Origin of the sequence: Vibrio crassostreae 9ZC13 (assembly GCF_000272045.2) — a bacterium.
Classification (GTDB): domain Bacteria; phylum Pseudomonadota; class Gammaproteobacteria; order Enterobacterales; family Vibrionaceae; genus Vibrio; species Vibrio crassostreae_C.
This window is the reverse complement of the sequence record NZ_AJYZ02000019.1, coordinates 2069567-2091592: the sequence shown is the minus strand read 5'-3', so window position 1 is coordinate 2091592 and position 22026 is coordinate 2069567. Positions and strand designations below refer to the sequence as shown.

The 22026-nt window shown below is 44.5% G+C and carries 25 protein-coding genes; 7 read left to right on the top strand and 18 right to left on the bottom strand.

The window, feature by feature from the left end; all coding sequences use genetic code 11:
* Positions 1-15 precede the first annotated feature (15 nt).
* The gene (gene pilW / locus A136_RS10440) at positions 16-783 is read left to right on the top strand and encodes a type IV pilus biogenesis/stability protein PilW (RefSeq protein ID WP_017065536.1); all 768 of its coding nucleotides are present in this window, start codon (positions 16-18) and stop codon (positions 781-783) included.
* Between the two features lie 91 nt (positions 784-874).
* On the opposite strand, the gene rlmF is transcribed toward pilW, so the two are convergent.
* On the bottom strand, positions 875-2197 hold the full coding sequence (gene rlmF / locus A136_RS10435; protein ID WP_017065535.1) for a 23S rRNA (adenine(1618)-N(6))-methyltransferase RlmF: 1323 nt from the start codon (positions 2195-2197) through the stop codon (positions 875-877).
* 4 nt (positions 2198-2201) lie between these two features.
* On the bottom strand, positions 2202-2699 hold the full coding sequence (locus tag A136_RS10430; protein ID WP_017065534.1) for a YgjP-like metallopeptidase domain-containing protein: 498 nt from the start codon (positions 2697-2699) through the stop codon (positions 2202-2204).
* A 137-nt stretch (positions 2700-2836) separates the two neighbouring features.
* Between A136_RS10430 and A136_RS10425 the strand changes: the two genes are divergently transcribed.
* The gene (locus tag A136_RS10425; RefSeq protein WP_016786183.1) at positions 2837-3073 is read left to right on the top strand and encodes a glutaredoxin family protein; all 237 of its coding nucleotides are present in this window, start codon (positions 2837-2839) and stop codon (positions 3071-3073) included.
* A gap of 88 nt (positions 3074-3161) precedes the next feature.
* Here the strand turns inward: A136_RS10425 and A136_RS10420 are convergent, their stop codons facing one another.
* Positions 3162-4034 (bottom strand): LysR family transcriptional regulator, encoded by an 873-nt coding sequence (locus A136_RS10420; protein WP_017065533.1) that lies wholly within the window; start codon positions 4032-4034, stop codon positions 3162-3164.
* 110 nt (positions 4035-4144) lie between these two features.
* On the opposite strand from A136_RS10420, the gene A136_RS10415 reads away from it, so the two are divergent.
* Positions 4145-5344 carry an MFS transporter gene (locus A136_RS10415; protein WP_017065532.1) on the top strand — a complete coding sequence of 400 codons (1200 nt, stop codon included), beginning with the start codon at positions 4145-4147 and terminating at the stop codon, positions 5342-5344.
* A gap of 85 nt (positions 5345-5429) precedes the next feature.
* Positions 5430-5996 (top strand): DUF1415 domain-containing protein, encoded by a 567-nt coding sequence (locus A136_RS10410; RefSeq protein ID WP_017065531.1) that lies wholly within the window; start codon positions 5430-5432, stop codon positions 5994-5996.
* Positions 5997-6024: 28 nt separating this feature from the next.
* Here A136_RS10410 and A136_RS10405 read toward each other — a convergent pair whose 3' ends face one another.
* Positions 6025-7095: a sensor domain-containing diguanylate cyclase gene (locus A136_RS10405; RefSeq protein WP_017065530.1), complete on the bottom strand. Its 1071-nt coding sequence runs from the start codon at positions 7093-7095 to the stop codon at positions 6025-6027.
* Positions 7096-7308: 213 nt separating this feature from the next.
* Here A136_RS10405 and A136_RS10400 point away from each other — a divergent pair, with 213 nt between their 5' ends.
* A complete protein-coding gene (locus A136_RS10400; protein ID WP_008217561.1) occupies positions 7309-7884 on the top strand; it encodes a nucleoside triphosphate pyrophosphohydrolase family protein in 576 nt (191 codons plus the stop codon).
* 105 nt (positions 7885-7989) lie between these two features.
* Here A136_RS10400 and A136_RS10395 read toward each other — a convergent pair whose 3' ends face one another.
* From A136_RS10395 to A136_RS10385, 3 genes are all read right to left on the bottom strand, one after another.
* Positions 7990-8508, bottom strand: coding sequence for a GNAT family N-acetyltransferase (locus tag A136_RS10395; protein WP_029235315.1), 519 nt, complete (start codon positions 8506-8508; stop codon positions 7990-7992).
* A 115-nt stretch (positions 8509-8623) separates the two neighbouring features.
* Positions 8624-9133 (bottom strand): hypothetical protein, encoded by a 510-nt coding sequence (locus A136_RS10390; protein ID WP_017059165.1) that lies wholly within the window; start codon positions 9131-9133, stop codon positions 8624-8626.
* Positions 9134-9318: 185 nt separating this feature from the next.
* The gene (locus A136_RS10385) at positions 9319-9528 is read right to left on the bottom strand and encodes a hypothetical protein (RefSeq protein WP_017059164.1); all 210 of its coding nucleotides are present in this window, start codon (positions 9526-9528) and stop codon (positions 9319-9321) included.
* A gap of 1 nt (position 9529) precedes the next feature.
* Here A136_RS10385 and A136_RS10380 point away from each other — a divergent pair, with 1 nt between their 5' ends.
* Complete coding sequence (locus A136_RS10380) at positions 9530-10297, top strand: hypothetical protein (protein WP_017065528.1); 768 nt, start codon at positions 9530-9532, stop codon at positions 10295-10297.
* Between the two features lie 59 nt (positions 10298-10356).
* Positions 10357-10590, top strand: coding sequence for a hypothetical protein (locus A136_RS10375; RefSeq protein ID WP_017065527.1), 234 nt, complete (start codon positions 10357-10359; stop codon positions 10588-10590).
* Between the two features lie 224 nt (positions 10591-10814).
* Here the strand turns inward: A136_RS10375 and A136_RS10370 are convergent, their stop codons facing one another.
* From A136_RS10370 to A136_RS10320, 11 genes are all read right to left on the bottom strand, one after another.
* Entirely contained in the window at positions 10815-12281 is a 1467-nt protein-coding gene (locus tag A136_RS10370; RefSeq protein WP_029235313.1) for a lytic polysaccharide monooxygenase, read from the bottom strand.
* Between the two features lie 375 nt (positions 12282-12656).
* Positions 12657-13016 carry a DUF6559 family protein gene (locus tag A136_RS10365; protein WP_017065525.1) on the bottom strand — a complete coding sequence of 120 codons (360 nt, stop codon included), beginning with the start codon at positions 13014-13016 and terminating at the stop codon, positions 12657-12659.
* A gap of 92 nt (positions 13017-13108) precedes the next feature.
* Positions 13109-13867, bottom strand: a complete 759-nt coding sequence (gene btuD, locus A136_RS10360; RefSeq protein ID WP_017065524.1) for a vitamin B12 ABC transporter ATP-binding protein BtuD — start codon at positions 13865-13867, stop codon at positions 13109-13111.
* Positions 13854-14849: a vitamin B12 ABC transporter permease BtuC gene (btuC, locus tag A136_RS10355; RefSeq protein WP_017065523.1), complete on the bottom strand. Its 996-nt coding sequence runs from the start codon at positions 14847-14849 to the stop codon at positions 13854-13856. Before btuC ends, btuD begins: the two co-directional genes overlap by 14 nt.
* Before the next feature lie 133 nt (positions 14850-14982).
* Positions 14983-16011, bottom strand: a complete 1029-nt coding sequence (locus A136_RS10350) for a succinylglutamate desuccinylase (protein ID WP_017059157.1) — start codon at positions 16009-16011, stop codon at positions 14983-14985.
* A gap of 275 nt (positions 16012-16286) precedes the next feature.
* Positions 16287-18083 carry a M3 family oligoendopeptidase gene (locus tag A136_RS10345; RefSeq protein WP_017065522.1) on the bottom strand — a complete coding sequence of 599 codons (1797 nt, stop codon included), beginning with the start codon at positions 18081-18083 and terminating at the stop codon, positions 16287-16289.
* 139 nt (positions 18084-18222) lie between these two features.
* Positions 18223-18840, bottom strand: coding sequence for an alpha-ribazole phosphatase family protein (gene cobC, locus A136_RS10340; RefSeq protein ID WP_017059155.1), 618 nt, complete (start codon positions 18838-18840; stop codon positions 18223-18225).
* A 9-nt stretch (positions 18841-18849) separates the two neighbouring features.
* Complete coding sequence (gene cobU / locus A136_RS10335; protein WP_017059154.1) at positions 18850-19470, bottom strand: bifunctional adenosylcobinamide kinase/adenosylcobinamide-phosphate guanylyltransferase; 621 nt, start codon at positions 19468-19470, stop codon at positions 18850-18852.
* A 9-nt stretch (positions 19471-19479) separates the two neighbouring features.
* The gene (locus tag A136_RS10330; RefSeq protein WP_017065521.1) at positions 19480-20286 is read right to left on the bottom strand and encodes an adenosylcobinamide-GDP ribazoletransferase; all 807 of its coding nucleotides are present in this window, start codon (positions 20284-20286) and stop codon (positions 19480-19482) included.
* The gene (gene cobT, locus A136_RS10325; RefSeq protein WP_017065520.1) at positions 20286-21332 is read right to left on the bottom strand and encodes a nicotinate-nucleotide--dimethylbenzimidazole phosphoribosyltransferase; all 1047 of its coding nucleotides are present in this window, start codon (positions 21330-21332) and stop codon (positions 20286-20288) included. Before cobT ends, A136_RS10330 begins: the two co-directional genes overlap by 1 nt.
* Before the next feature lie 57 nt (positions 21333-21389).
* Entirely contained in the window at positions 21390-22001 is a 612-nt protein-coding gene (locus A136_RS10320) for a flavin reductase family protein (protein ID WP_017065519.1), read from the bottom strand.
* Positions 22002-22026 lie beyond the last annotated feature (25 nt).

Sequence of the window (22026 nt, the reverse complement as noted above, 5' to 3'; positions counted from 1 at the left end):
CATAAGGAGCTTCACATGCCTGCCAAGCCATCATTTTCAAATCCGATTTCGTTGTCCCGCCCTCTTTCGTTATCAAGTGTGGTACTACTTGCCTCGCTTTCCTTGGCCGGTTGTGTCTCTGTCACTGAAGGACCGCCAAAGATTGAAAGTGATCCTATCGCGATGTCTGAATCTCGAATCGAATTAGGTTTGGGCTATATGGGACAAGGCAATATGGTGAGAGCGCGTGAAAACCTTGAGCTCGCGATTAAACACGCACCTAGCTACTACCGTGCTCGGCTTTCAATGGCGCATTACTACGAACAAGTGGGTGAAGTAGATGAAGCGAGAAGCACTTACCGCAAAGCACTCAGTCTTGATTCAAGAAATGGCAATGTATTGAACAACTACGGTACCTTCTTGTGTAAACAGGGCGAATACGAACAAGCCGATAATTACTTCAATCGCGCCATCGACCAACCCTACTATTACTTGGTGTCTGCAAGTTATGAAAACGCCGCGTTTTGCGCATTTAAGGCTGGCAATACCGACCAAGCGAAGTACTACTTCAGCAGAGCGATTGACCACGATCCAAACCGCGTAAAATCGATACTACAGTTATCAAAAATTGAAGTGAGTGACGCCGATTACAATGACGCTCGAATCCGTTTATTCAAATTCCACCAGCGTTATGGCTATCAAATTCCATCGCTTAAAATCTTGGTCGATCTCGAAAACAAAGCAGGTAACAAAGCTCTAGAGCAGAAATATCAGAGTAAGTTAGATGAGTTGCTTTCTGCTTAGGTTATATGCAAAACACAAAAAAAAACGGGCTTGTTGCGTTAACAACAAGCCCGTCCGTATTTCAGCTTAATATCTTAACTAAGTGCAGCCGCTATTTTAGCGCGATCCACTCTTGTCTTTGCTCATCGTCCATAAAGGTCCATGCGATAAAGCGACTTACCTTCTGGCCTTGTGACATCTCGACGACTTTCACTTGTTTAGCTCTAAGCTTGCCAAGCTCTGAACGAACCATATCGACGTTATCTTTCTTAGAAATCAATGTCGTAAACCACAAAACTTGAGTAGCAAAAAGTTGACTCTCTCTCGCCATCTTCATAATGAAAGCGGCTTCACCACCTGGGCACCAAAGCTCGGCTTTTTGACCACCAAAGTTTAAGGTTGGTTTATCTTGCTTAGTTGATTTATCTAACTTAACTGGCTTCTTATTCATTTCTGGCTTGAACGACTGACCGGCTTTCTTAGCACGGTTCGCCGCTAGATTATCCAGTTTACGTTGTGACCCCTTTTCAGCCTCTTCAAGAGAGCTGTGGAATGGAGGATTACAAATAGTGACATCGTAACGTTCATTATCCTTAATCACGCCCTTAAAGATAGATTCAGAGTCAGCTTGTAGGCGAGCGCGGATCTTACCTTTTAGATTAGGGTTGCTTTCCGCTATGAAGTTCGCTGTTTTGATGGAGACTGAATCAACATCTGTCCCTGTACAACGCCACTTATACTCTGTCGCACCAATGATTGGGTAGATACAGTTTGCACCGACACCAATATCTAATGCTTTCACAGACGCGTGGTTATAGGGTTCACCTTGGCCATCGCTATTAAGGATGTCGGCCACTCTGTGAATGTAGTCTGCACGACCAGGAATTGGCGGGCACAAGTAACCAGCAGGAATATCCCAATGTTCAACGCCATAGTGATGCGCCAACAAAGCTTTGTTGAGTAGCTTAACGGCCAATGGATCAGAGAAATTAATGGTGTCTTCGCCAACCGGATTCTTGATCAGATGCTCTTTTAGCTCAGGCAAGGCTGCAACTAGTAACTCGAAGTTATAGCGGCCAGTGTGCTGGTTTCTTGGGTGTAATCCACCTTGAGGTTTTTCAGCCGAGCGTCTTTTCTGAGCTGCGTTCTTGTTAAAAGCCGTTTTATTGAAAGAACCCTTATTCGATGATCCTTTATTTGCACCCTGCTTCCCTTTACTGTCTTTTGCAAAAGGTCGCTTTGCTTTGTTATTGCCCGCGCCTTTAGGTGCACTATTCTTGCGGCTTTTATCAGATGTATTCTTTGTAGAAATACGCTTGTCGCTGCTTGGCTTAGCTGTACTTGGCTTAACATCAGCTTGGTTGTCTTTTGTTTTTGCTGATGAAGTGCTGTTTTTCGACAGGCTTAGCGTCGTTCTATTTTGTGATTGGCTCATTGGGCTACTTCTTTAAATCTAAATACATCATGAATAAACGGGCATCCAACTCAAGTTGATGATATTCCGGTTCCATGTGACAGCATAGTTGGTAAAAGGCTTTGTCGTGCTCTTTCTCTTTGATATGCGCCAGTTCGTGTACCACCAGCATTCTTAGCAAAGGTTCTGGTGCATTTTTAAAAACACTGGCGATACGAATTTCATTCTTTGATTTGATCTTTCCACCGTGATTCTTAGCAACGTAAGAATGCAGACCTAACGCATTATTGATTAGGTGTATCTTGCCGTCGTAAATCACTTTGCTGATCGGTGGTGTTTTTTTCATGTAGCGATTTTTTATCTCAATCGCATAGTCAAACAGGGCTTTCTCGCTTTTTATTTCATGATTCTTTGGGTAGCGAGCTTCAAACCAAGGCACCAAATTACCCGACTCTACAAGTTGAGTAACAGGATCAAGAATGTGCTTAGGATAGCCTTGAATATAGCGTAAAGAAGGATGCATGCTGAAAGACCGTACAAGTTACACCACGACAATACGTTGTGGTCTTGAAAATTGAGCCGCATAGTGTAACTGATCACACTTTTCTAATCACCTAGGATTCGTTACACTTTAGCGAGATTCACCAAGAGAATGAAAAAATGAAACGTGTTGTATTGTACGTCGCAGACAAATGCCCGCACTGTAAAGATGCCCAAAGGTATTTAGACTCTAAGAAAATTGTTTACCGCCTAACGAATGCAAAGATGCAGCGTGGTCGTAAAGAATTGCAAGCGATGGGTGCTCGTTCTATCCCCGTGCTTAAGATCGGCGATCAAGTGATGGTCGGTTGGAATCAGAAGAACTTCGATAAGATGTATAACTCAAAGAACACTTAACGTGATTTAAGAGACTTATATTTCTACAAACAAAGCCCGAATGTCCAACCTAGGATGTTCGGGCTTTGTTTATTTAAATCTTACTAAATCACACATACCGCTTAACGAAATCAATAAAGGTTCGGTCTGCTTTTGACAGATACCCTTCCTTTCTCCACGCCAAAGATAGGTTCAGTTTCACAGGGTCTTTAAATGGCACGCCTACGACATCTTCCTCGTATTCTGTCACCAAGCTAAGCAACGCGGTGATGGCAAACTCTCGCTTCACGATAGAAAGAATCATTGGCAATAAATTGGTTTCGAACGCAATGGTCATATCGAGATTGTACTTCTTACAAGTCGCATCGATAAAATCGCGGTGGAAGTAGCCCGATTTGAACATGATCAGCTCTTGAGCAAAAAATTCTTCAAAGGTGATGGATGGTTGCGTTGCCAGTGGGTGATCTTTGCCAACTACAGCTAACATTTCTGAGCTTAACAGATGATCCGTTTCCAAATCATCTGGAACGTTTTCATGATTAATTACGCCAATATCGAGTTCGCCGTTTAACAGCATTTCACGAATCGATGCGGTGCCAGCATCAATCAAGGTCAACTTTAGGTTTGGGTATTGGCTTTTAAATGCCATCACTACTTGGGGGAAAAAGTAACTGCCCATCATACTTGGAGCGCCTAATCGAACCTCGCCTTTTTCTAGCCCCTTTAGTTCATTCATCGCGAGCTGAGCATCATCAAACTGCTGGGCGATTCGCTTTGCATGCTCAAACAGTACTTTGCCCTCCTCCGTTAAAGTGACGGATTTATCGCCTCGACGAAATAGAATCAACTCTAGTGTCTGTTCTAGTTTTTTAATGGAGATACTCAATGCAGGCTGTGCGATATGCAGCGCTTTGGCCGCCTGGGTGAAGTTACCAAACTGAGCAACAGCCAGAAAATGTCGAAGTGGTTTTGATTCAAGCATGGCGATATATTTAATATATAGAGGTGATATTTTTAATATATTTCTTTAATCACACCTGTACTGATAACTTGTTCACAAATAGCTTACTAACTCGCGCAGGCACAACGTAAATGTTTGATAAAGGCAGTCCTCAATACAAACGTATCACTCAATCATTGGCGATTGGTTCATTTATCATTTTCTGTAACCTTTACCTCTTTCAGCCTATCTTGCCGCACATGGCGGAGCACTTCCAAGTATCTGAAACTCAGATCAACTGGTTATTTGCTGCTACAACACTCGGCCTTTCGATTAGCTTGGTACCTTGGGCAATTGCCTCTGAAACCTTTGGTCGTAAACCCATTATTCTGTTCAGTCTGTTCGCTATCCCATTAATAGGGTTAAGCATGGTGTTCACGACTACCTTGTTGCAACTCGTTATTGCCCGCGCATTTATGGGCATCGCTGTGGCGGCGTTTGCTGGTGTGGCGGTTGCCTATATGGTTGAGGAGTTAACACCCAAAGCCTTTGCTGTCGCGATTGGAGGTTATATTGCGGCCAACTCATTGGGTGGAATCTTCGGACGTGTATTAGGCGGCTTAATTACAGACTATTTCGATTGGCATGCAACTGTACTGTTTTTCGTTGTCGGTTCATTGCTTGGTGCACTCTTTATTGCCTATCGCCTACCTGACCAACAGAACTTCAAACCTCAAAAAGGGCTGTTCTTTCATCACAACCGCTCCGTTGTAATGCACTTAAGAAACCGTACCTTGTGGCTTGCCATGTTGATTGGTGGTGCTAACTTCGCGCTGTTTGTTAACCTGTACTCTGTAATGGGCTTTAGGCTAGTATCCGAACCTCACTCGGTACCCGTTGGTTTAGCTTCACTGATATTCCTATGTTACTTGGCCGGTACGGTAAGCTCTAAGCTCTCCAACAAATGGACACTTCGCTTTGACCCGTTAAGCGGAATATTGATGGGCGTGTGTATTAGCTTAATCGGAATGCTAATTTCTGCAGTCGACAAAGTTCCGTTCATGCTAGCAGGCTTGTTATTGATTAGTGGCGGCGCGTTCTTCGCCCATACCCTTGCCTACTCTTGGGTAAGTCAAAAAGCACCGAGCGCCAAAGCGACAGCAACGGCACTTTACTTAGTTCACTACTACATTGGCGGGAGCTTAGGTGGTTTCTTACTCTTATATTGTTGGCAGCTGTTCGGTTGGAATGGCGTGATTGCGGGCGGTTCAATCTTCTATGTCGCGATATTTGCTTGGGTCTACCAGTTGAAACAGCTACAAGTATCGGCGTCTAAACTTGCACAAGCATAAGTACGACTAAGGTTGTAACTCAATTATTGCTTTTGATTGACGTCCGTTCTGATATCCTACGCAAAATTTCATTTCGGAACCTGTTATGTCGAACACTCAAAGCACAGATCTTCAAACCATCCACGACCAAGTAAAACAGTGGTTAGACGATGTCGTTATTGGCCTAAACCTGTGTCCATTCGCAGCCAAGCCACAACGTAATAAACAGATTAAGATCTTTGTGAGTGAAGCAAATACGGAAGAAGCGTTGTTGCAAGACATCATGACGCATTTCGTAGAGTTAGATAACACGCCAGTCGCGGAATTAGAGACGACTTTGGTTGTTGTACCTAACATGCTGCAAGATTTCTTCGACTACAACATGTTCATTGATTGGATTGAAGCGTTGATCAAGCAAGAAGATTGGGAAGGCGTTTACCAAGTAGCAACCTTCCACCCAGACTATTGTTTTGGTGGTGCGGATCCAGAAGACGATGAAAACCTAACGAACCGTTCTCCGTACCCGGTTTACCATTTGATTCGTGAAGCGAGTATGGAAAAAGTGTTGAAGCACTACCCTAACCCTGAAGCGATTCCTGATACCAACATCGCGAGAGTTGAATCCTTAACTCCGGAAGAACGTCGTCAACTGTTCCCTTATCTGTTCAGCTAATCGTTCAGTTAATCGCTAACAAAATGGCTCATATTCCTGAGCGTTCTTGATGATATGGACGAGAAATGAACTGATCTCGTCCATTTTGTTTCGCAATATACAGGCATTCATCGGCAACTTTGATGAGCTTATCTAACGCCGACATCCTTTCCCCTTTGGTATCCCCTGTACTCAACTCAAAATGACACGCACCGATTGATATAGTGACAGGCTTTCTATCCAGTGTGATTTTCTTCATCTCTTGCAAAAGAGTCATGAACTTATCTTCAACACAACTTGGTGTTTTATTTGGGTACCAAAGAATGAACTCCTCGCCACCAAAGCGCGCCACAAACTCACCTTCTTGAGTGTTATTGCTCAGCACGCTCGCCACTTTCTTTAATACAACATCGCCCATTTGGTGACCGTAAATGTCGTTAACCTGTTTAAAGAAGTCGATGTCGACAACCGCCAAGGTTCCCTTTCCTAAAGAACCTTTTAACTGCTCGACTTCCGCATTCAACGTTTTAAACAAGCAACGTCTATTTGGCAAGTGTGTCAGAGGATCATACAGAGCTTGGTACTCTAACTTCTCATTCAGCTCTTTGAGTTTTCGTTCTTGCTGTCTTCTAACCAGCTCCACTTCAATCCATGATGCCATTAGTCTCATCACGTCAACATCGAACTCTTTGAACTCGCGATGATAGGGGGCTGGGCTTGAAAAGTTTAAAGTGCCATAAAGCTCATCATTAACGAAAATGGGAACCCCAATATAAGACTCCAAGCCAAAAGACTGGTAAGCAGGGTGCTTCGCATACTTATCGTGTTTACCACAATGCTCAATGCAGATAGGACCAATCGATTTACAGGTAATTTCGCAATAGGTTGAACGATAATCAAAAGTGTCACCGCTATTGAGTTCTACCCCTTCAGGCGTAACACAATGTTCAACAACATAAGTATTGCCATCGACTTTCGATAAGATACCAATATCTAAATCGAAACGCTCAAGCCCCATTGTGAGCAACTGAGCAATCTGAACGTCGAAGCCCTTTCGATAATCATTGGTGATTTGATACAAGCGGCGTATAACAATTTCGCTTTCACTGGCTTGGTTCATAAATGGGATTCCACTACTGCTGACATTAATGGCAACATTAATATTTCGTATATTAAGAAGAGTAAAGTGTAAAAAAACATAATAATCAATTAGTTTGTATGCAAAATACCTCATTGGTCCAATGAATAAAAGTCGCGTTCTTCCACTTTGCGTTAGCACCCCATTCCTACCTTTGTTAAAATGGTCCATTAACGAAACAAAATGGATAGGAATATGAACCTTTCTCAACTAAACCAAGAAATCTACGATCACCTTTACCGCGACATTGAAGAGTTCCGCAGTACTTTTGATCTGCCGGTTGCTGCTCCTGAAACAATGGACGAAAAAGGCGATACGCTACATACCTCTCTAGCGATCGAAGAGCTAACAGAACTTGCAGAAGCTGACTCTAAAATCGAACAAGCGGACGCTATTGTAGACAGCGTTTATGTTTTGATGGGACGTTTGGTTCACCTTGGCCAATCCAAAGTAGAAGACAACCTAGCGATCAGCTACTTAATCGACTTACTGTTGAACGTTGCCAAAAACCGTTCAATTGACTTCTTACCTTGCTGGGACGAAGTACACTCAAGCAACATGAGCAAAGTATGCCGTAATGAAACAGAATACGCAGAAACAGAAGCATTCTATGCTGAGCAGAACATTAAGCTAATGGCGGTTCAAAAAGGTGAATACATCATTGCTAAATGCGCTGAAGATTTTGTATCGGAAGGTAAAACAGTTCGCCAAGGTAAAGTACTAAAATCTGTACACTACCGTCCTGCGAACCTTGAGCCTCTTACAGCTTAAGTAGAGTTAAAACTGAAGCGCTTCAAAGCATCAGTTGACTGAAATAGAAAACGCCACGTTATTGTAACGTGGCGTTTTATTATCTATTGAAGAACTCTAGCTGTTTTAATTGTAGCCTTGGTTAGAAGCCGAGCGATATACTAGTCGAGCCATATGATAAGCCGCCACATATTCGCCATTTCTGAAAGCGAATCCTGCGGACTCTCCTTCAATCACGAAACCAAACTTCTTATACAGACTGATCGCTCTTTCGTTATCGGTATACACCGTTAACTCCATTCGCTTGATGTTAATCCAGTTATCACACAAGTCGATTGCTGTTGCGAGCAGTTGGCTACCGACACCTTTGCCTAGCACATCGTCCTTAACACCCATACCAAATGAAGCCACATGTCGTCTTCTTGGGTTCACACACACTTCCATTCCCAAGTTGCCAACAATCTCATCGTCGATCATCGCGACATACGAATACACGTTATCAGGCATATTAGAGATTCGTTTTTGCCAGCTTTCCAGAGATGGATTTGGGAGTTGCAGCGTACCGGTATAAGCATTCGTGCATTCGTAAACTTCTTTTATTCCCTTCGCATCTGACGGCTCAGACCGTCTCACTATAATACTCATCGCAACTCCTACTATTTTCATCGCTAAATATGAAACACATCCTCAATGTGCACCTAAACACACTAACAAATAGTGAATATTTAACAATAGGTTAGATGAACTTATCTTATTGGGCTTAATTGATACTGAGTAAACGCCCTCTCTCAATATCTTGCTCAAGTACCTCCGGCGTTAAATCGCCATGTCCATGGTGGTCATGATTATGGTGATGACCATGATCGTGTCCGTGGGAATAACCTTTGTGTTCATTTGCTCTTTGAGCTAACTTGTGTGAGTCCAAATAGGTATCAGTTAAATCAGCACAATATTCTTCGGTCCATAAACGTCGAGCCTCATCATCACTCATGATTTGCTCGGCTTTAGGGCCCAATTTGTCCATGTAGAACATCCCCAACTCCTCTCCTTCAACATTGGCGTGGTTGATAAGGTTCATAAACGCAGGCTCTTGATTCTCATCTGATAGATGACCATTTTTGTAACACACGGTTAGGCCAATAATGTCGTCGCCAAGTTGCTCTAATTCAGGGTTAAAATGATTGTGACTGTGATTATGTTCGGCAGCGGCGACAAGCATTGGAGTAAGTAAAACACATGCGATAGCCAGTAGCTTAATGGTATTTTTCATGGGATAGACCTTCTGTATTTTCGAATACAAATTTGATTAGTTGGCTGACTTAGCTTCTTGTAAGGTGAGCTAAGCTGAGGGGAACTTCATGAGCATTTCAGCCTGAGTACCCCTCTGTCTCACTACAAATAATCAATGTGATTGGATAACAAGGCTCGATATAACGAGCGTTCTGTAGACAAAAATCACTTATCAACTACGATTCTTGCTGGTGCGATGGTGTAAGTCATTGGCTTCACCTCCCATTCACCTTTTGCTTCCAATGCAACCGCTAGTGCTTGCGCCTCTTCACATACCTTCGCTGGTTTCCCATCAGCCCAAAATGAAGGACCCGAGGTGTATCCACACATAACAGAAAAAGCGTGTTGGCCATCCTTTATTGTGTATTCCGTCATAATGCCTCCACCTTCACCGAGCGTTATTTTTAGCGAGCCTTCATCGGCAACATGCATTGCATCGGAAGGTGCTCTACCACTTACGTTACTCAGCAGCGCAGCGTTTGCGACTTCGACTCAAGTTTACATCGAACAAAACGTTGCCTCTAATGCTGCTGATAACGGTGTCTACACCACAGAAGCTGGCGCATTAATCGATACCTCAGAAAATGGACAAGTCTATATAGGTTTTGATGACCAGGGTTGGTTGGCAGCGGGTTACGGGCACGATTTTCACATCAGCGAATCTTTCACGTTCAACTTATACGGTGAACTTGGTAAATGGGACAACGGTGAAGAGTTATTAATCGAAGCTATTATCGATTATCAAGTGAACGACAACTTCAATGTATTCAGTGGATTGGGATATAACCAGTCAGGGCAAGTACTCGAGAATGTAAGCGACACCACGATCAACACCAATAAGTTCATCGCCGGTGCGGGGTACTCACTCGCAGGCTGGAATTTAGCTTATCAATACACTCACGAAAACAGTGATGGATCCAATGGCGGGTTTACCCACAACGATGACAACGTAATCTTTCATCAAGGCGACTACCGTACCAATGAACACGAAGTCGTTCTCTCTAAGAGCATCGACGACTGGACACCCTACGTGAAATACACCTATTTCAACACCAACGAAGGTGACCTTTACTTGAACGGCCAATCGATGGGCCCGATCGACAACGACAGCATCATCACACTTGGTTTGTCTTACGACTTCTAAATATCTCAGATTCAATTCTCATAGGCAGATGGATTTGCCCACCTTTCGAGGGCACTACTATGAAAATTACTTCTCAACGTAACAAAGCCATTAATATCGCTGCAGCGATCAGTATCGTTTTGTTTTCTGCGATTCCCACCTACGTAAGTGCTGATCACTTAGACCCCCATTATCTAGAGCCGAGTTATCTAGAAACCAGCTATCTAGACTCCTCCTCCGTCGAATTTATGACACCAGATTTTGATCAGGGGTATCTTAACGATGAGATTAAAGAAAACCTTATTCTGAAATAATTCGTCAACACATTACAAAACGTTATATAGCTCTTGTTTTCTATATAACTCTCATCTTCTTATAGAGCCGTGCTGAGTGATTAAGACTCCGTTCCTGAATCACTTTTTCTAGGCTGATGACATTCAAAACCGCAAATGCAGACGCTAAAAAAGACACCACACTCGTCAAAAAGTGTGGTGTCTTGGTTATTATTGCAAGGCTAATTAACTAACAATAGTTAAGATTAGTTGGCTGGACGCCAAACGCCCCATTTGTCATTTTCGTAAGTCGCTTTAGGGTTAGTACCACCTTGAACCCACCATTGTGCTTTCCATGACTGGTTCGAGTAAGTCACGACTTCGCCACCAAGGTAAGTCGCTGATGAGTCCCACGTACCTGGATCTGGCGTAGGGTCTGGGTCAGGAGTCGGATCAGGATCCGGCGTTGGATCTGGGTCTGGTGTCACGCCACCGTCATCGGCAATTACTTCAAAAGTGAAGGTTTCAACACTGTCGCTTTCAATCGAGCTAGCCATAAACGATAAAGTTTCGTTTGCAGTGATGCCAGTGGTATCAACTACGATAGAAGCCGTGCCGTTATTTTGAATGCTTACTGAAGAACCTTGAGTTTGAGTCAATGTCGCGGCTTCGCTTGTTGCAATCACAACCTTATCGCCAGCATTGACTACATTGTCACTCTTCACTAGCTCGTAGATGTCACCTTTCAATGGTTCAACACCACCGTCGCCACCATCAATCAACGTTAACTGACCAGAAGCACGGCTATCTTTTGAGTTGAAGAAGTTACGTGAAGGATCGTTTTGGAAGTACATGTAGTGCTGCATTTCAGCGTGCCAATCACCAATGAAGATCGCGCTGTCTTTAAACTCTTCATGCCAGCCGTTAATTTCTGAAGCCAACAAACGAGCCCAATCGTTAACGTTTGAAGCGTCGATGACGATGGTGAAGCTACGCGCTACTTCACCGTACTTGTTGATGATGTCGTATTTAACCGTATCACCAATTTCTGGCGTGCCAAACTGGTCAGAAACAAACAGGTCACCACGCACTAGATCAGGCTCTGGACCCGGCTCTGGTGGAGGGGTTGTGCCACCCGCGATAGTGATGTCTGAACAGTTGTAGAAGCCTTCGCCCGCAGCATCATCACGTTGCCAACGAACGAATAGAATCGCATCGCCAGAACGGTCTGAAGGAATAGTGACATTAATGCGGTACTTGCCGCCATTAACCGGAACGTTACCCTCTTCTTGGATAAGATCTAAGTCTCCCCACGCTAGGCCTTTGCTTAGGTCCGCGTTTGGTTTCGTTAGGTAGAACTCCCAGAAAGAAGGGTTGTGTGGCGCTGTCGCATTGAATACATATTCAAACGTACCAGTATTTAGCTCGGTACGAGTCCAACCAGTATGAGGCGCACCCATGCCGCGTTTTTGCGAATCGTTGGCATAACATAACGTGCCGTCAGGAATCGCCGCTTTTACAGCATTGATGTTGTTGAAATCTTGGATATTTTTCGCGTACTCGTTACGTTGAACAAACGGGTATGAACCCGAAATGTCTTTTGCTTGAGCACACGCAGCATTAGGTGGTGTACCCGACCAAATCCCGCCTTGCTCGTAACACGTGTTCTGACGCGCGCTTGGAAACTCAGACCAACCATGAGCATTTGCCACTGACGGCACACTCGATAGCATAGCCATACCCACTGCTATTTTTAGAATATTATTATTTATTGTTGTCACTTTCCCACTCTCTATTATTTTACCCTAAACACAAAACCAATTGGTTACTAACCAACCAGCACTGTAATTCGAAGGTTTATAGTTTCTGACTTAAAGAACAACGAAAAATATATACGTCAATTTTATCAATAACAGCGGGTTTTATATTGATAGGAATCAGCATCACACAACTCAAACAAATGCGTTGTAGATAGATGATGTTGCTTCGAATTATGACATTTCAGTATTCTATGTTGATTGAGGGAACATTATTCGGAATGAATAAAAAAGCGGCTTTATGATTAAGCCGCTTTGGGGATATAAAGGCGTTAGGTAGTAAGAAGATATTTAATAACGGCTATGCATGCCCATGCGATGTGACATGTCATCGTCCATACGACCGCCCTTCCAACCGCCGCCACCCAATAGATTAAGTACATCTCGCGCTGTGTAGTCTTCTCCGCCAAAGAAGTCATTAGACACATCGTTACGCAGCAACTGAATAGTTGGAGCTAATTCAACAGCAAGATCTTGTGGATCCGCAAACAAGGCTAAAGCAATCTGTTGTTGGCGTTTACTCAACTCACGAGAACTTGTTTCAACCTGCCCAATAGAGAAGAAATCACGGCTTCCGTAGCTCTTTACCATCTTTGCAGATAGCAGCTTAATCACCTTTTTGATTCTTCGTCTTTGGATGTATCTAAACATATTTGATCCCTTTACTAGCTCGTCTTTAACCCAATAATCAGCTAAACCAGATGACCTTTTTAGCAAATACTCTTTCTAGCCAAACGCCCTCTCTAACCAAACAGCAGATAGGTTTGATTATCGACTGAGATACTTTTGACTTCGGTATTGAACACCGATTCTAGTTGTTCTGGAGTAAGCACTTGATCAGCTGTACCTGATGCTTGAAGTACGCCTTTATCGAGCAGCAACACCTGGTCGGCGTGTCTTAAGGTGCGATTCAGGTCGTGGTTGGCCATGATCACGGTAATACCCTTCTCCGCCACTCGTTCAATAAGTTTGTAGAGCAAAGCTTCTTGCGCAATATCCAGCGGAGCTGCGGGTTCATCGAGGATCAATAGCTTTGCGTAAGGATTAAGCGTCGGCCAAATTTGCAAGCACATTCCCGCCAAACGGACGCGTTGCCATTCACCACCAGACAGTGTCTGAATTGAGCGATGAAGTTTGTCTGCAATGTCTAGCATCTGGCTGATTTCTTCCAAAGCTGCGTTGATTTCAGCATCAAGGCCGTGTGAGGAGCTTGGTAGTGACAATGCAAGATATTGGAACACTTCTAAGTTGAAGGCTGGCCTTGCGCTTTGGCACAAGTAAGCACGATGCAATGATAAATCTTGTAAAGACAGCTCCGACAAATCCTGCCCGTCGATCTTTATATCGCCTTTGTAACCATCACCAATTCCAGATATCGCTTCGAGCAAGGTACTTTTACCGCTGCCATTAGGGCCGATAACGTGAGTCACCTGCCCTTGCTTGAGCTCAAATGATAGTGGTAATAAACGAGCGCCGACGCTCAGGCTCTTAATTTGAATCATGATTTTTAATTAACATCCAAATGAAGATAGGCGCACCGATACTGGTGGTCATCACACCCAAAGGCAGCTCTGCGGAATCTAATAAGGTTCTTGCACAGATATCAGCAAACACCAACAACGCAGCGCCAGCAACGGCAGACAAAGGAAGAAGGTATTTGTTATCAGTACCAATCGCTAAACGCAATAAGTGTGGCACAACCAAGCCAACAAAGCTGATCACGCCGCCCAATGCCACCGCGCAACCTACTAAAATAGACACGGCGAAAATTAGACGCCAGCGTAATCTCGGAACGTTCACGCCTAACTGTGCGGCATGCGTTTCGCCAATCATTAACTTATCTAGCTTACTACCTTGCAGGCACAGCCAAATAATCACGGGGATCATCACCAACGTGAGCGAGTGTTGATACCAAGTGACGCCACCTAAGCTGCCCATCAGCCAATACATCAATAAGCGTAGACTTAAGTCATCACTAAAATAGAACGCCCATGTCACCATCGCGCCAGAAAGAATGCCCAACGCGACACCGACTAGCAGTAATTTAGCCGTGGTGAGTCGCATGGTTTTTACCATGCTCACTAGAATCACGGTAAAACAAAGTGACCCTAAAACGGCGGCAATCATGAACAGTTCTGGTGTAGGAGCAAACGGCAAGAAGAACAGTACGATAACCATCGCCAAGCTTGCGCCACCAGAAATACCGAGCACACCTGGCTCTGCTAATACATTACCCAATAAGACTTGTAGGCTTGCGCCAGATACAGCTAACCCTGCCCCGATGGCAATAGCCGCCAATAATCGAGGTAAGCGTAAATCAACCAGTAGTTTTTGTTCTAACGTGGACAAGGTGCCCAGAGGGGAAATGAAAAGATCGCCAACCATTAGGTAAATCGCACTCAGCGCGACAAGCAGTGCTGCCATCAGATAAATGGCTCTAGTCCATTTGCGCTGTTTTTGGTGAAGAAGTTGTTGGAAATCCATATCAAGCTACTTTGAAAATGTTCGCGTAACCTTACCTGTATCCCCAAATAAACTCAAGGCTCACACCGTAATGTGAACCTTGATATTTCAACCAGTTGAGCGGTTGTTTTCGTCGTTTAAACCCGAGTCGATATTAATCGTACACAAGCTGACCATGGTCGAATCGCGTTTCAACTTCACACACCATTAAGGCTGCTCGTTGACCGATAGCAACATTACGATTAGGGAACACCACCGCTTCGTTTTCATTCTTAGCCATTAACGGTTTATCACCATCATGACCGAATACTTCACCGTGCTTGAACGCGGTAAAGTTCTCTACAGAATCTGAGAACATGAAATCGAAGTCATCATGTAAACGAACAATGGTTCTGCTCACGCGATAAGTGATGGTTCGCTTAGGTAAATGCTCTGGCTCAACTTCAGCAATCAAGTTACGCATCGCCAAGTCAAAAGCCGTTAGCTTATCAAGTTGGTTCTCACCAATTCTCGCGACCTGCCCTAGTTCCATTGTCAGTGCTTGCGCTTCGAAGTTTTCAGCACTGTACCAACTGAATGTACTGGTTGGCGCATTTGACAACAACACTGCTTCCACGTGCGCACTGTTAATGAAATCAAACAGCTCTTTACTGCGTACTTCGTGGCGAACTTTAGGGCTCACTGCAAACGAGTAATGCTTAGATAAACGGATTGCACAGTGCAAATCTAGATGCCAACGAGTGGCAGGTTCCGTTTCTTTGTAAAACTCAGTCACCAAGAACTTCAAGTTCTTCGCGATATCCACTTCTCGATTGCTCTCGTACTGCTTTTCATCAAACAGACGATTCATGTTCACATCAAGAAAACGAGTATGCGCGTTAGTGGCTTCTGGGTGAGCTATGATAAACAAGCATCTCGCGTTTACTACTTGGAAACCTGTTTCAATATCCTCAATGAGCTTATCGATCAGCTCCATTGGTGAAGTTTCGTCGCCATGAACACCGGTTGAAAAAATGATGTTCTTGGTTTCAGAATTAAAATCCGCGGGAATCACTTCCAAGACACCGCGTTGATGAAGCTTAATTTGAACACCGTTACTCAGTACGGTCTGTCCTGCAAACACTTCTTGCTCAAGATCTAGGCTGTCAAAAAGAAATGATTGGCGAAAGAGGGTCTTCGTCATGCGCTACTCCTTAATTGCACGGCCGTATGTTAATAAATTGTACATAGAAATTGTGTTGCTAGGATCGCACTTATCAACAGAAACTCCGTTATCACTCACAAATACTACCCATATATTTTTATATTACCTGCTGACTTTACTAACCGACATCTGTTCCAAATAACTTTCTCTTAAAGAGACTTTTGGTTGTTTCGGCTTATCTCAGGTTATGCCAGCAAGATAAGAGCCACGTAAGCTAACACAGCTCTTACCTGCTATGAACAGATTGAGATCAATTAATCTTCCTGATCGAGCAATCTTTCAAATTCATCGATTTGAACTTTGACCATGTCGATGCTTTGTTGCCAAAAATCAGCTTGAGTCAGGTCCATTCCTAAGTGCTTTTGAACGACTTCTTCCGCCATCATGCTGCCCGTATCACGAAGCAACGAAACGTAATCGCTGTAGAATTGCTCACCTTTCGCATCGCGCTGAGCGTAAACACCTTTACTGAACAGGTAACCGAACAAGTATGGGTAGTTGTAGAAGCTTACTTGAGAGATGCTGAAATGCAGTTTGCTCGCCCAGAAGTAAGGGTCAGCTTCTGTCATTGCATCGCCATACCACTCTTTCCAAGTCGTTTCCATCAAGTCACACAGCTGCTGAGCCGTTAGCTCGCCTTTTTCACGCTGCTCGTAGAAGGCTTTTTCGAATTCGAAACGCACTGGAATGTTCACCATTAAAGCGAGTGAAGAAGACAACTCTTCCCATAACATCTCAAGTTTCTCGTTACGTGTTTGAGCTTGCGTTAACAAGTGATCACGAACGATGTTTTCAGCAAAGATAGAAGCGGTTTCTGCTAGCGTCATTGGGTAGCGTGTTTGACACAACGGCATGTCTTTCATCACCCAGTTGTGGAACGCGTGGCCTAACTCGTGTGCCAATGTCATTAAATCTGAGCGGCTACCGCTCCATGTCATGAACACAAGCGGAGTGCGTGTAGCAGCAAACTTGGTGCAGTAAGCGCCTAAACGTTTGTTGGCTGCTGGTGCGGCATCAATCCAACCATTATCAACCATCAAAGCGACAAAATCAGCCATCTCTGGATTTACTTCAGCGAACGCAGTTTTGATCACGTCGATCGCCTCATCAAATGGGTAAACCTCAGATTCAGCGTCACCCAGCGGCGGCATCGCAGCTAAGTGATTCCAAGGCTTCATTTCATCTAGCCCGTGAACTCTTGCCATTAACAAACCTGCTTTCTGACCAACAGCTCGATTAGCTTTCGCTACCGACATCATGGTGTCTAGCGTTTCTGGCACAATGCGGCTGCCGTGTAGGCTTGGATCTAGGAAATGCACATCGCTAATCTTCGAACGCTTTTTGTTTTCAGTCAGTCGCCAACCCGCCAATGCATTTAGAATCGAAGCAAAAGACTCTTGGTGCGTTTTCATCGCACCTTGAACCGCGCGCCATGCTGGTTCTTGTTTGTCGAATTCGCTGCCGTACAACAGGCTCGCGGCTTGTGAAAAGCCTAGGGCTTCCTCTTCACCGTCCAGCTTTAGCGACAGTTTTAAAGATCCGGTTAGGTTATCGTATAAACGACCCCATCCGTCACGACCATCAACCTTCATCGCTGCCAATAACTGCTCTTCAGCAACACTGAGTCGGCTGCTTGATAACTTACGAGAGCTTTCAATCGCAAAGCGCTGCCCTGCTACGTCCGCACTATCATGCTCTAATACTGCATCAATAAATTCTGGTTCTGCGTGAATTAGCGTATCTTCGTAAGGGCTGAACGCTTGAGACATTTCAGAGTTCAGCTTCGCTACACGACCAAGCAATACTTTCGCTTCTGTGTGTGTCGCGTCGACCGATGCGTGGCAATTAGCGAAGGTGTTGATTGTACTCAGTAATGTGCCTGCCGCTTCTGAAGTCTGAATCGCGTTTTGCATCGCTAGAATGATATGACGCTTTTCAACGTGTAGGTTCAACAGCTCAATGCACTGCTGAATGAGTTCAATGTCCTGTTCGATTTTTGCATCATTAAGATCGCTATAAGCAATGCTTAGATCCCAACTTGGTGTTGTCATGACTAAATTCCTTTCACGTAGGTAGTAATACCAATCAGGTATAGCGGCTGTGAACGCCGCTTTATACTTCTATTTATATTTCTGTTTCTATTTACAGATCTAAAAGATTGTTAATTCTTAAACTGTGTTTTTTGAACACTCAGAGAACAGGTATCCCTATCGATTTAACGCTGATAAAGCTCTGCGCAAACTGAGTGATTTGAATATGCGTTATCGATGCGTTTTCTATCGATAACTTCGAGTACAAACTCGGGTTTTTCCAATCAATATTAAGGCAGTGCGCTAGCAGTATGCGAATCACACCACCATGAGTAACCAACAATATGTTGTCACTTGAATCATTCAAAAGTTGCGACCAAGCTTGAGTTACTCTGTCGTGGAAGCTCTGTAAACTTTCTGCGCCAGTTAATTGATGATTAGCAGGGTCTTTCCAAAAGGTTTCTAACATTCCCCACTTGTCTTCAAGTTCATCAAATGGGACACCATCTACTTCACCGAAGTTCATTTCCTGAAAACCCGATGCAACTGATAAAGGCACAGACATACGCTCTGCAAACAAGCTCGCGAGATCACCACATCGTCTTAGTGGAGAGCTAACCACGCTATCAAAGGTAATGTCTTGTGTAGTTAGTGCCTCACATATCTGTTCTTGAAGATCAGAGTTGACCAGCACATCAGATAAACCATTGAGCGCAGCTTTTCCTTCGACTTTGCCATGTCTTAACAAATAGATGTTTTTGGTTGTTCCATTGACCATGTGTGCGACCTAGCCTTGAATATCAAGCAAGTGATTAGATGGTTTTAAGTGCAGCGGCAATCCGGCAGCAACCAGCGTGACGCGCTCAACGACGCGAGCTAGCGCTTGGTTCATTCGTCCTGCATTGTCCACAAACAAGCGAGACACTTTACCCAGCGGCACCACACCTAAACCGACTTCGTTAGAGACCATGATAATTTGCGCCGGACTTTGCTCGACGCTTTTGACCAATACTTCAACCACGGCTTCAACCTGTTCATTAGTTGCGTCATCACCCAGTTCAAAGATGATGTTGTTCAACCACAAGGTTAGGCAATCAATCAATACCACATCTTCTTTCTCAAAAGACTGCAGTTTTTCGGCTAATTCGACGGGTACTTCATGCTCAATCCACTGCTCGCCACGACGTTGTTGATGGTGCGCGATTCGTTCTCGCATTTCATCATCAAGATATGTCGCTGTCGCAATATAATTGAGGCGTCCATTTGAACATGCTTCAAGCGCACATAATGCTTGTTGCTCTGCAAAACTAGACTTACCCGAACGAGCCCCGCCCAATACCAAATGGCTGTTTCGCTGACTTGCTTGATTAATTTGATTAGCTTGAATAGTTTCATTCGTGTTGGTCATAGGAAGCCGTTATAGAAAGCCATTGTAAAATGCAGTAATGAATACAAGGTAAGTCAGCAACTCCATTAACTGTTGAGCCGCACCCAAGCAGTCCCCAGTAAAGCCGCCAATTCGAGCCGTTAACCACGTTTTAAAACCTGTTCTGAACAGATAGGCGACGACAGATAAAACCAAAGCGAATTCAAGACCAAACCACAGGCTAGGCAGCACGCCTACCAGCAACAAGAAGACAAGTTCGCCTTTGGTTTGCTTGTTGGCCAATGGTTTACTTTTACTGGTATCTAAATCACTGACATAAGGCATGTCGTAAATTAGCGATGCAGCAATCGCGCGGCTAAAGGTATAACTGGTCACGATTACCATAAACAGTCCCGTCATGCTTATGAGTTCATTCAACAGCACCCACTTGCCAAGCAGAGCCATAATCAGAGCAGACGCACCATAAGTACCGATTCGACTGTCTTTCATGATGGTCAAACGGCGTTCTAGGGTCATGCCGCCACCAATGCCATCGGCCATATCAGTCAAACCATCTTCATGGAATGCGCCAGTGAGCATCAGGCTAAAACTCATCATCAAAAAGATCGCTACTGCACTCGGCAGTACCACATCAAGTAGCAAGAACACACCGCCACACAGAACACCAAGCAACAAACCAACCGTTGAAAAGTAGCGACCAGAACGGTTCATTCGCTCTCTAGAATAGGGCGTGTTTTTCGGCATTGGCAAGCGAGAAAAGAAACCTATCGCCAGCGCAAAAAGCTCCCACTGATAAGTAACTCGATCTTTCAACGATCTTTCTGGTGCATCACTCATTAAACCGTGACTCCAGCACTTTCGAAGCTCGCCATGTTGTTATAGAACTCGGCTGCCGCACGAATGATTGGCATAGCTAGCGCAGCACCTGTGCCCTCGCCTAATCTCAATCCAAGATCGAGCAGTGGCTCAGCGTCGAGCAGCTCTAACAGAATTTTGTGTCCTGACTCTTCAGAGCGATGGGCGAAGATCATATAGTCTCGGCAACTCGGTTCAATTAAAGTCGCGACATACGCCGCAACCGACACGATAAAGCCATCGACTAATACTGGGGTTTTGTTTTGGTAAGCGCCAAGGAAAGCACCGACCATTTGAACGATTTCATAGCCACCGACTTGTGCGAGTACCTCTTTAATATCTTTAACTTCATTCGCATCTAAACCTTTGCAACGCGCGACACCTTGCTCAACCACAGCCACTTTACGTGCAAGCTGTTCATTGTTGATGCCAGTGCCTAGGCCAACACACTCCGCTGCAGCACGATTCGCTAATGCACTTAAGATCGCTGATGCGCTGCTGGTATTTCCGATACCCATTTCACCAAACATGATGATATTGGTGCCATTCGAAATGGTTTTAGATACAAGATCTGTACCCAGTTCAATCCCACGTTCAACCGTTTCTAAACTCATTGCCGCTTCATTGGCAAAGTTATTGGTTCGCGTACCCAAACGCTGAGAGATCAACATGTCACTGTCTGATTCCACAGGCAACAATATCCCCGTGTCGACTACCGTGATATCGATATTATTCACCGCACAGAAGCAATTGATCGCCGCGCCATCGCTTAAGAAGTTCAACACCATCTGTTGTGTTACCGCGCTTGGAGCAATACTCACGCCTTCGTCAGCAATGCCATGGTCGCCAGCAAAAATGATGATACTTGGCTTATTCAATTCGATGTGTTCAACCGCAGCTTCTTTGCCTTGGCTCTGAATCAAAGCCAGTTGATGTGCGACTTTTTCTAGTAAGCCAAGTGCGCCAAGTGGCTTGGTTTTTTGGTCAATTCGGTGTTGGATGTACTGCGAGTATTGGGTATCTAACATAGTTTTTAAAAACGCTTATTCTGGGTACGTTGATATAGGGCTGCTACTTAGGTATTGCTACTTAGGGCGTGCGACAGAAAACACATTGGAAAGCGTGGCGTATTCACCGCCACCCAATCGAGATAAAGGATCAAGTGCTAACGCGTCGATCTTAAGACGCTCACTGTCTTTGTCGATCACGTCTTCGGAAATGTACACGGTTTCGACTTGAGCAAAGATAAGGCTTTGTGGCACTTCTCCAACCTCTTTTACTTCGTACAAGGTGCATCCAAAAGCGACCGCGCACTCTTTCAATCTCGGTAAAGAGAAGCCTTCAAATTCAACCAGATCAATATTATTCGCGGTGACTTCCGAATCACCATGTTCAAGGGTAGCTGCTGTCGCCGTCATGGTTTCGGCAGAACTTGAAGAAGCAATGTGAATCACTAGCTTACCCGTTTCTAGGGCATTACGAGTGGTATCTTTGATTTCGCCGGACGGCTTCTTCCCAACCGATAACATCAGTAACGGCGGATTACTAGAAACAGGCGTGAAATAAGAGAAAGGCGCGAGGTTGTACTCTTGGTCAGAAGATTCCGTCAATGCCCACGCAATCGGGCGAGGAACAACGGTTTGTGTCATCAGGTGATAAATCTGAGTGGGAGCAAGAGTATCAAGCTTGAGGTTCATAGCACGTCCTTGGTCTATGTGAATT

Excerpts from the sequence above, each read along its gene's own strand:
- A136_RS10345 (WP_017065522.1), bottom strand. The coding sequence starts at position 18,083 with ATGACAACACCAAGTTGGGATCTAAGCATTGCTTATAGCGATCTTAAT.
- A136_RS10405 (WP_017065530.1), bottom strand. The coding sequence starts at position 7,095 with ATGAACCAAGCCAGTGAAAGCGAAATTGTTATACGCCGCTTGTATCAA.
- A136_RS10330 (WP_017065521.1), bottom strand. The coding sequence starts at position 20,286 with ATGAGTGATGCACCAGAAAGATCGTTGAAAGATCGAGTTACTTATCAG.
- btuC (WP_017065523.1), bottom strand. The coding sequence starts at position 14,849 with ATGGATTTCCAACAACTTCTTCACCAAAAACAGCGCAAATGGACTAGA.
- A136_RS10390 (WP_017059165.1), bottom strand. The coding sequence starts at position 9,133 with ATGAAAAATACCATTAAGCTACTGGCTATCGCATGTGTTTTACTTACT.
- A136_RS10420 (WP_017065533.1), bottom strand. The coding sequence starts at position 4,034 with ATGCTTGAATCAAAACCACTTCGACATTTTCTGGCTGTTGCTCAGTTT.
- A136_RS10370 (WP_029235313.1), bottom strand. The coding sequence starts at position 12,281 with ATGCTATCGAGTGTGCCGTCAGTGGCAAATGCTCATGGTTGGTCTGAG.
- A136_RS10395 (WP_029235315.1), bottom strand. The coding sequence starts at position 8,508 with ATGAGTATTATAGTGAGACGGTCTGAGCCGTCAGATGCGAAGGGAATA.
- btuD (WP_017065524.1), bottom strand. The coding sequence starts at position 13,867 with ATGATTCAAATTAAGAGCCTGAGCGTCGGCGCTCGTTTATTACCACTA.
- A136_RS10350 (WP_017059157.1), bottom strand. The coding sequence starts at position 16,011 with ATGACGAAGACCCTCTTTCGCCAATCATTTCTTTTTGACAGCCTAGAT.
- A136_RS10365 (WP_017065525.1), bottom strand. The coding sequence starts at position 13,016 with ATGTTTAGATACATCCAAAGACGAAGAATCAAAAAGGTGATTAAGCTG.
- A136_RS10425 (WP_016786183.1), top strand. The coding sequence starts at position 2,837 with ATGAAACGTGTTGTATTGTACGTCGCAGACAAATGCCCGCACTGTAAA.
- A136_RS10430 (WP_017065534.1), bottom strand. The coding sequence starts at position 2,699 with ATGCATCCTTCTTTACGCTATATTCAAGGCTATCCTAAGCACATTCTT.
- cobU (WP_017059154.1), bottom strand. The coding sequence starts at position 19,470 with ATGACCAACACGAATGAAACTATTCAAGCTAATCAAATTAATCAAGCA.
- A136_RS10385 (WP_017059164.1), bottom strand. The coding sequence starts at position 9,528 with ATGACGGAATACACAATAAAGGATGGCCAACACGCTTTTTCTGTTATG.
- A136_RS10410 (WP_017065531.1), top strand. The coding sequence starts at position 5,430 with ATGTCGAACACTCAAAGCACAGATCTTCAAACCATCCACGACCAAGTA.
- A136_RS10320 (WP_017065519.1), bottom strand. The coding sequence starts at position 22,001 with ATGAACCTCAAGCTTGATACTCTTGCTCCCACTCAGATTTATCACCTG.
- A136_RS10375 (WP_017065527.1), top strand. The coding sequence starts at position 10,357 with ATGAAAATTACTTCTCAACGTAACAAAGCCATTAATATCGCTGCAGCG.
- cobT (WP_017065520.1), bottom strand. The coding sequence starts at position 21,332 with ATGTTAGATACCCAATACTCGCAGTACATCCAACACCGAATTGACCAA.
- cobC (WP_017059155.1), bottom strand. The coding sequence starts at position 18,840 with ATGGTCAATGGAACAACCAAAAACATCTATTTGTTAAGACATGGCAAA.
- A136_RS10380 (WP_017065528.1), top strand. The coding sequence starts at position 9,530 with ATGCCTCCACCTTCACCGAGCGTTATTTTTAGCGAGCCTTCATCGGCA.
- rlmF (WP_017065535.1), bottom strand. The coding sequence starts at position 2,197 with ATGAGCCAATCACAAAATAGAACGACGCTAAGCCTGTCGAAAAACAGC.
- pilW (WP_017065536.1), top strand. The coding sequence starts at position 16 with ATGCCTGCCAAGCCATCATTTTCAAATCCGATTTCGTTGTCCCGCCCT.
- A136_RS10415 (WP_017065532.1), top strand. The coding sequence starts at position 4,145 with ATGTTTGATAAAGGCAGTCCTCAATACAAACGTATCACTCAATCATTG.
- A136_RS10400 (WP_008217561.1), top strand. The coding sequence starts at position 7,309 with ATGAACCTTTCTCAACTAAACCAAGAAATCTACGATCACCTTTACCGC.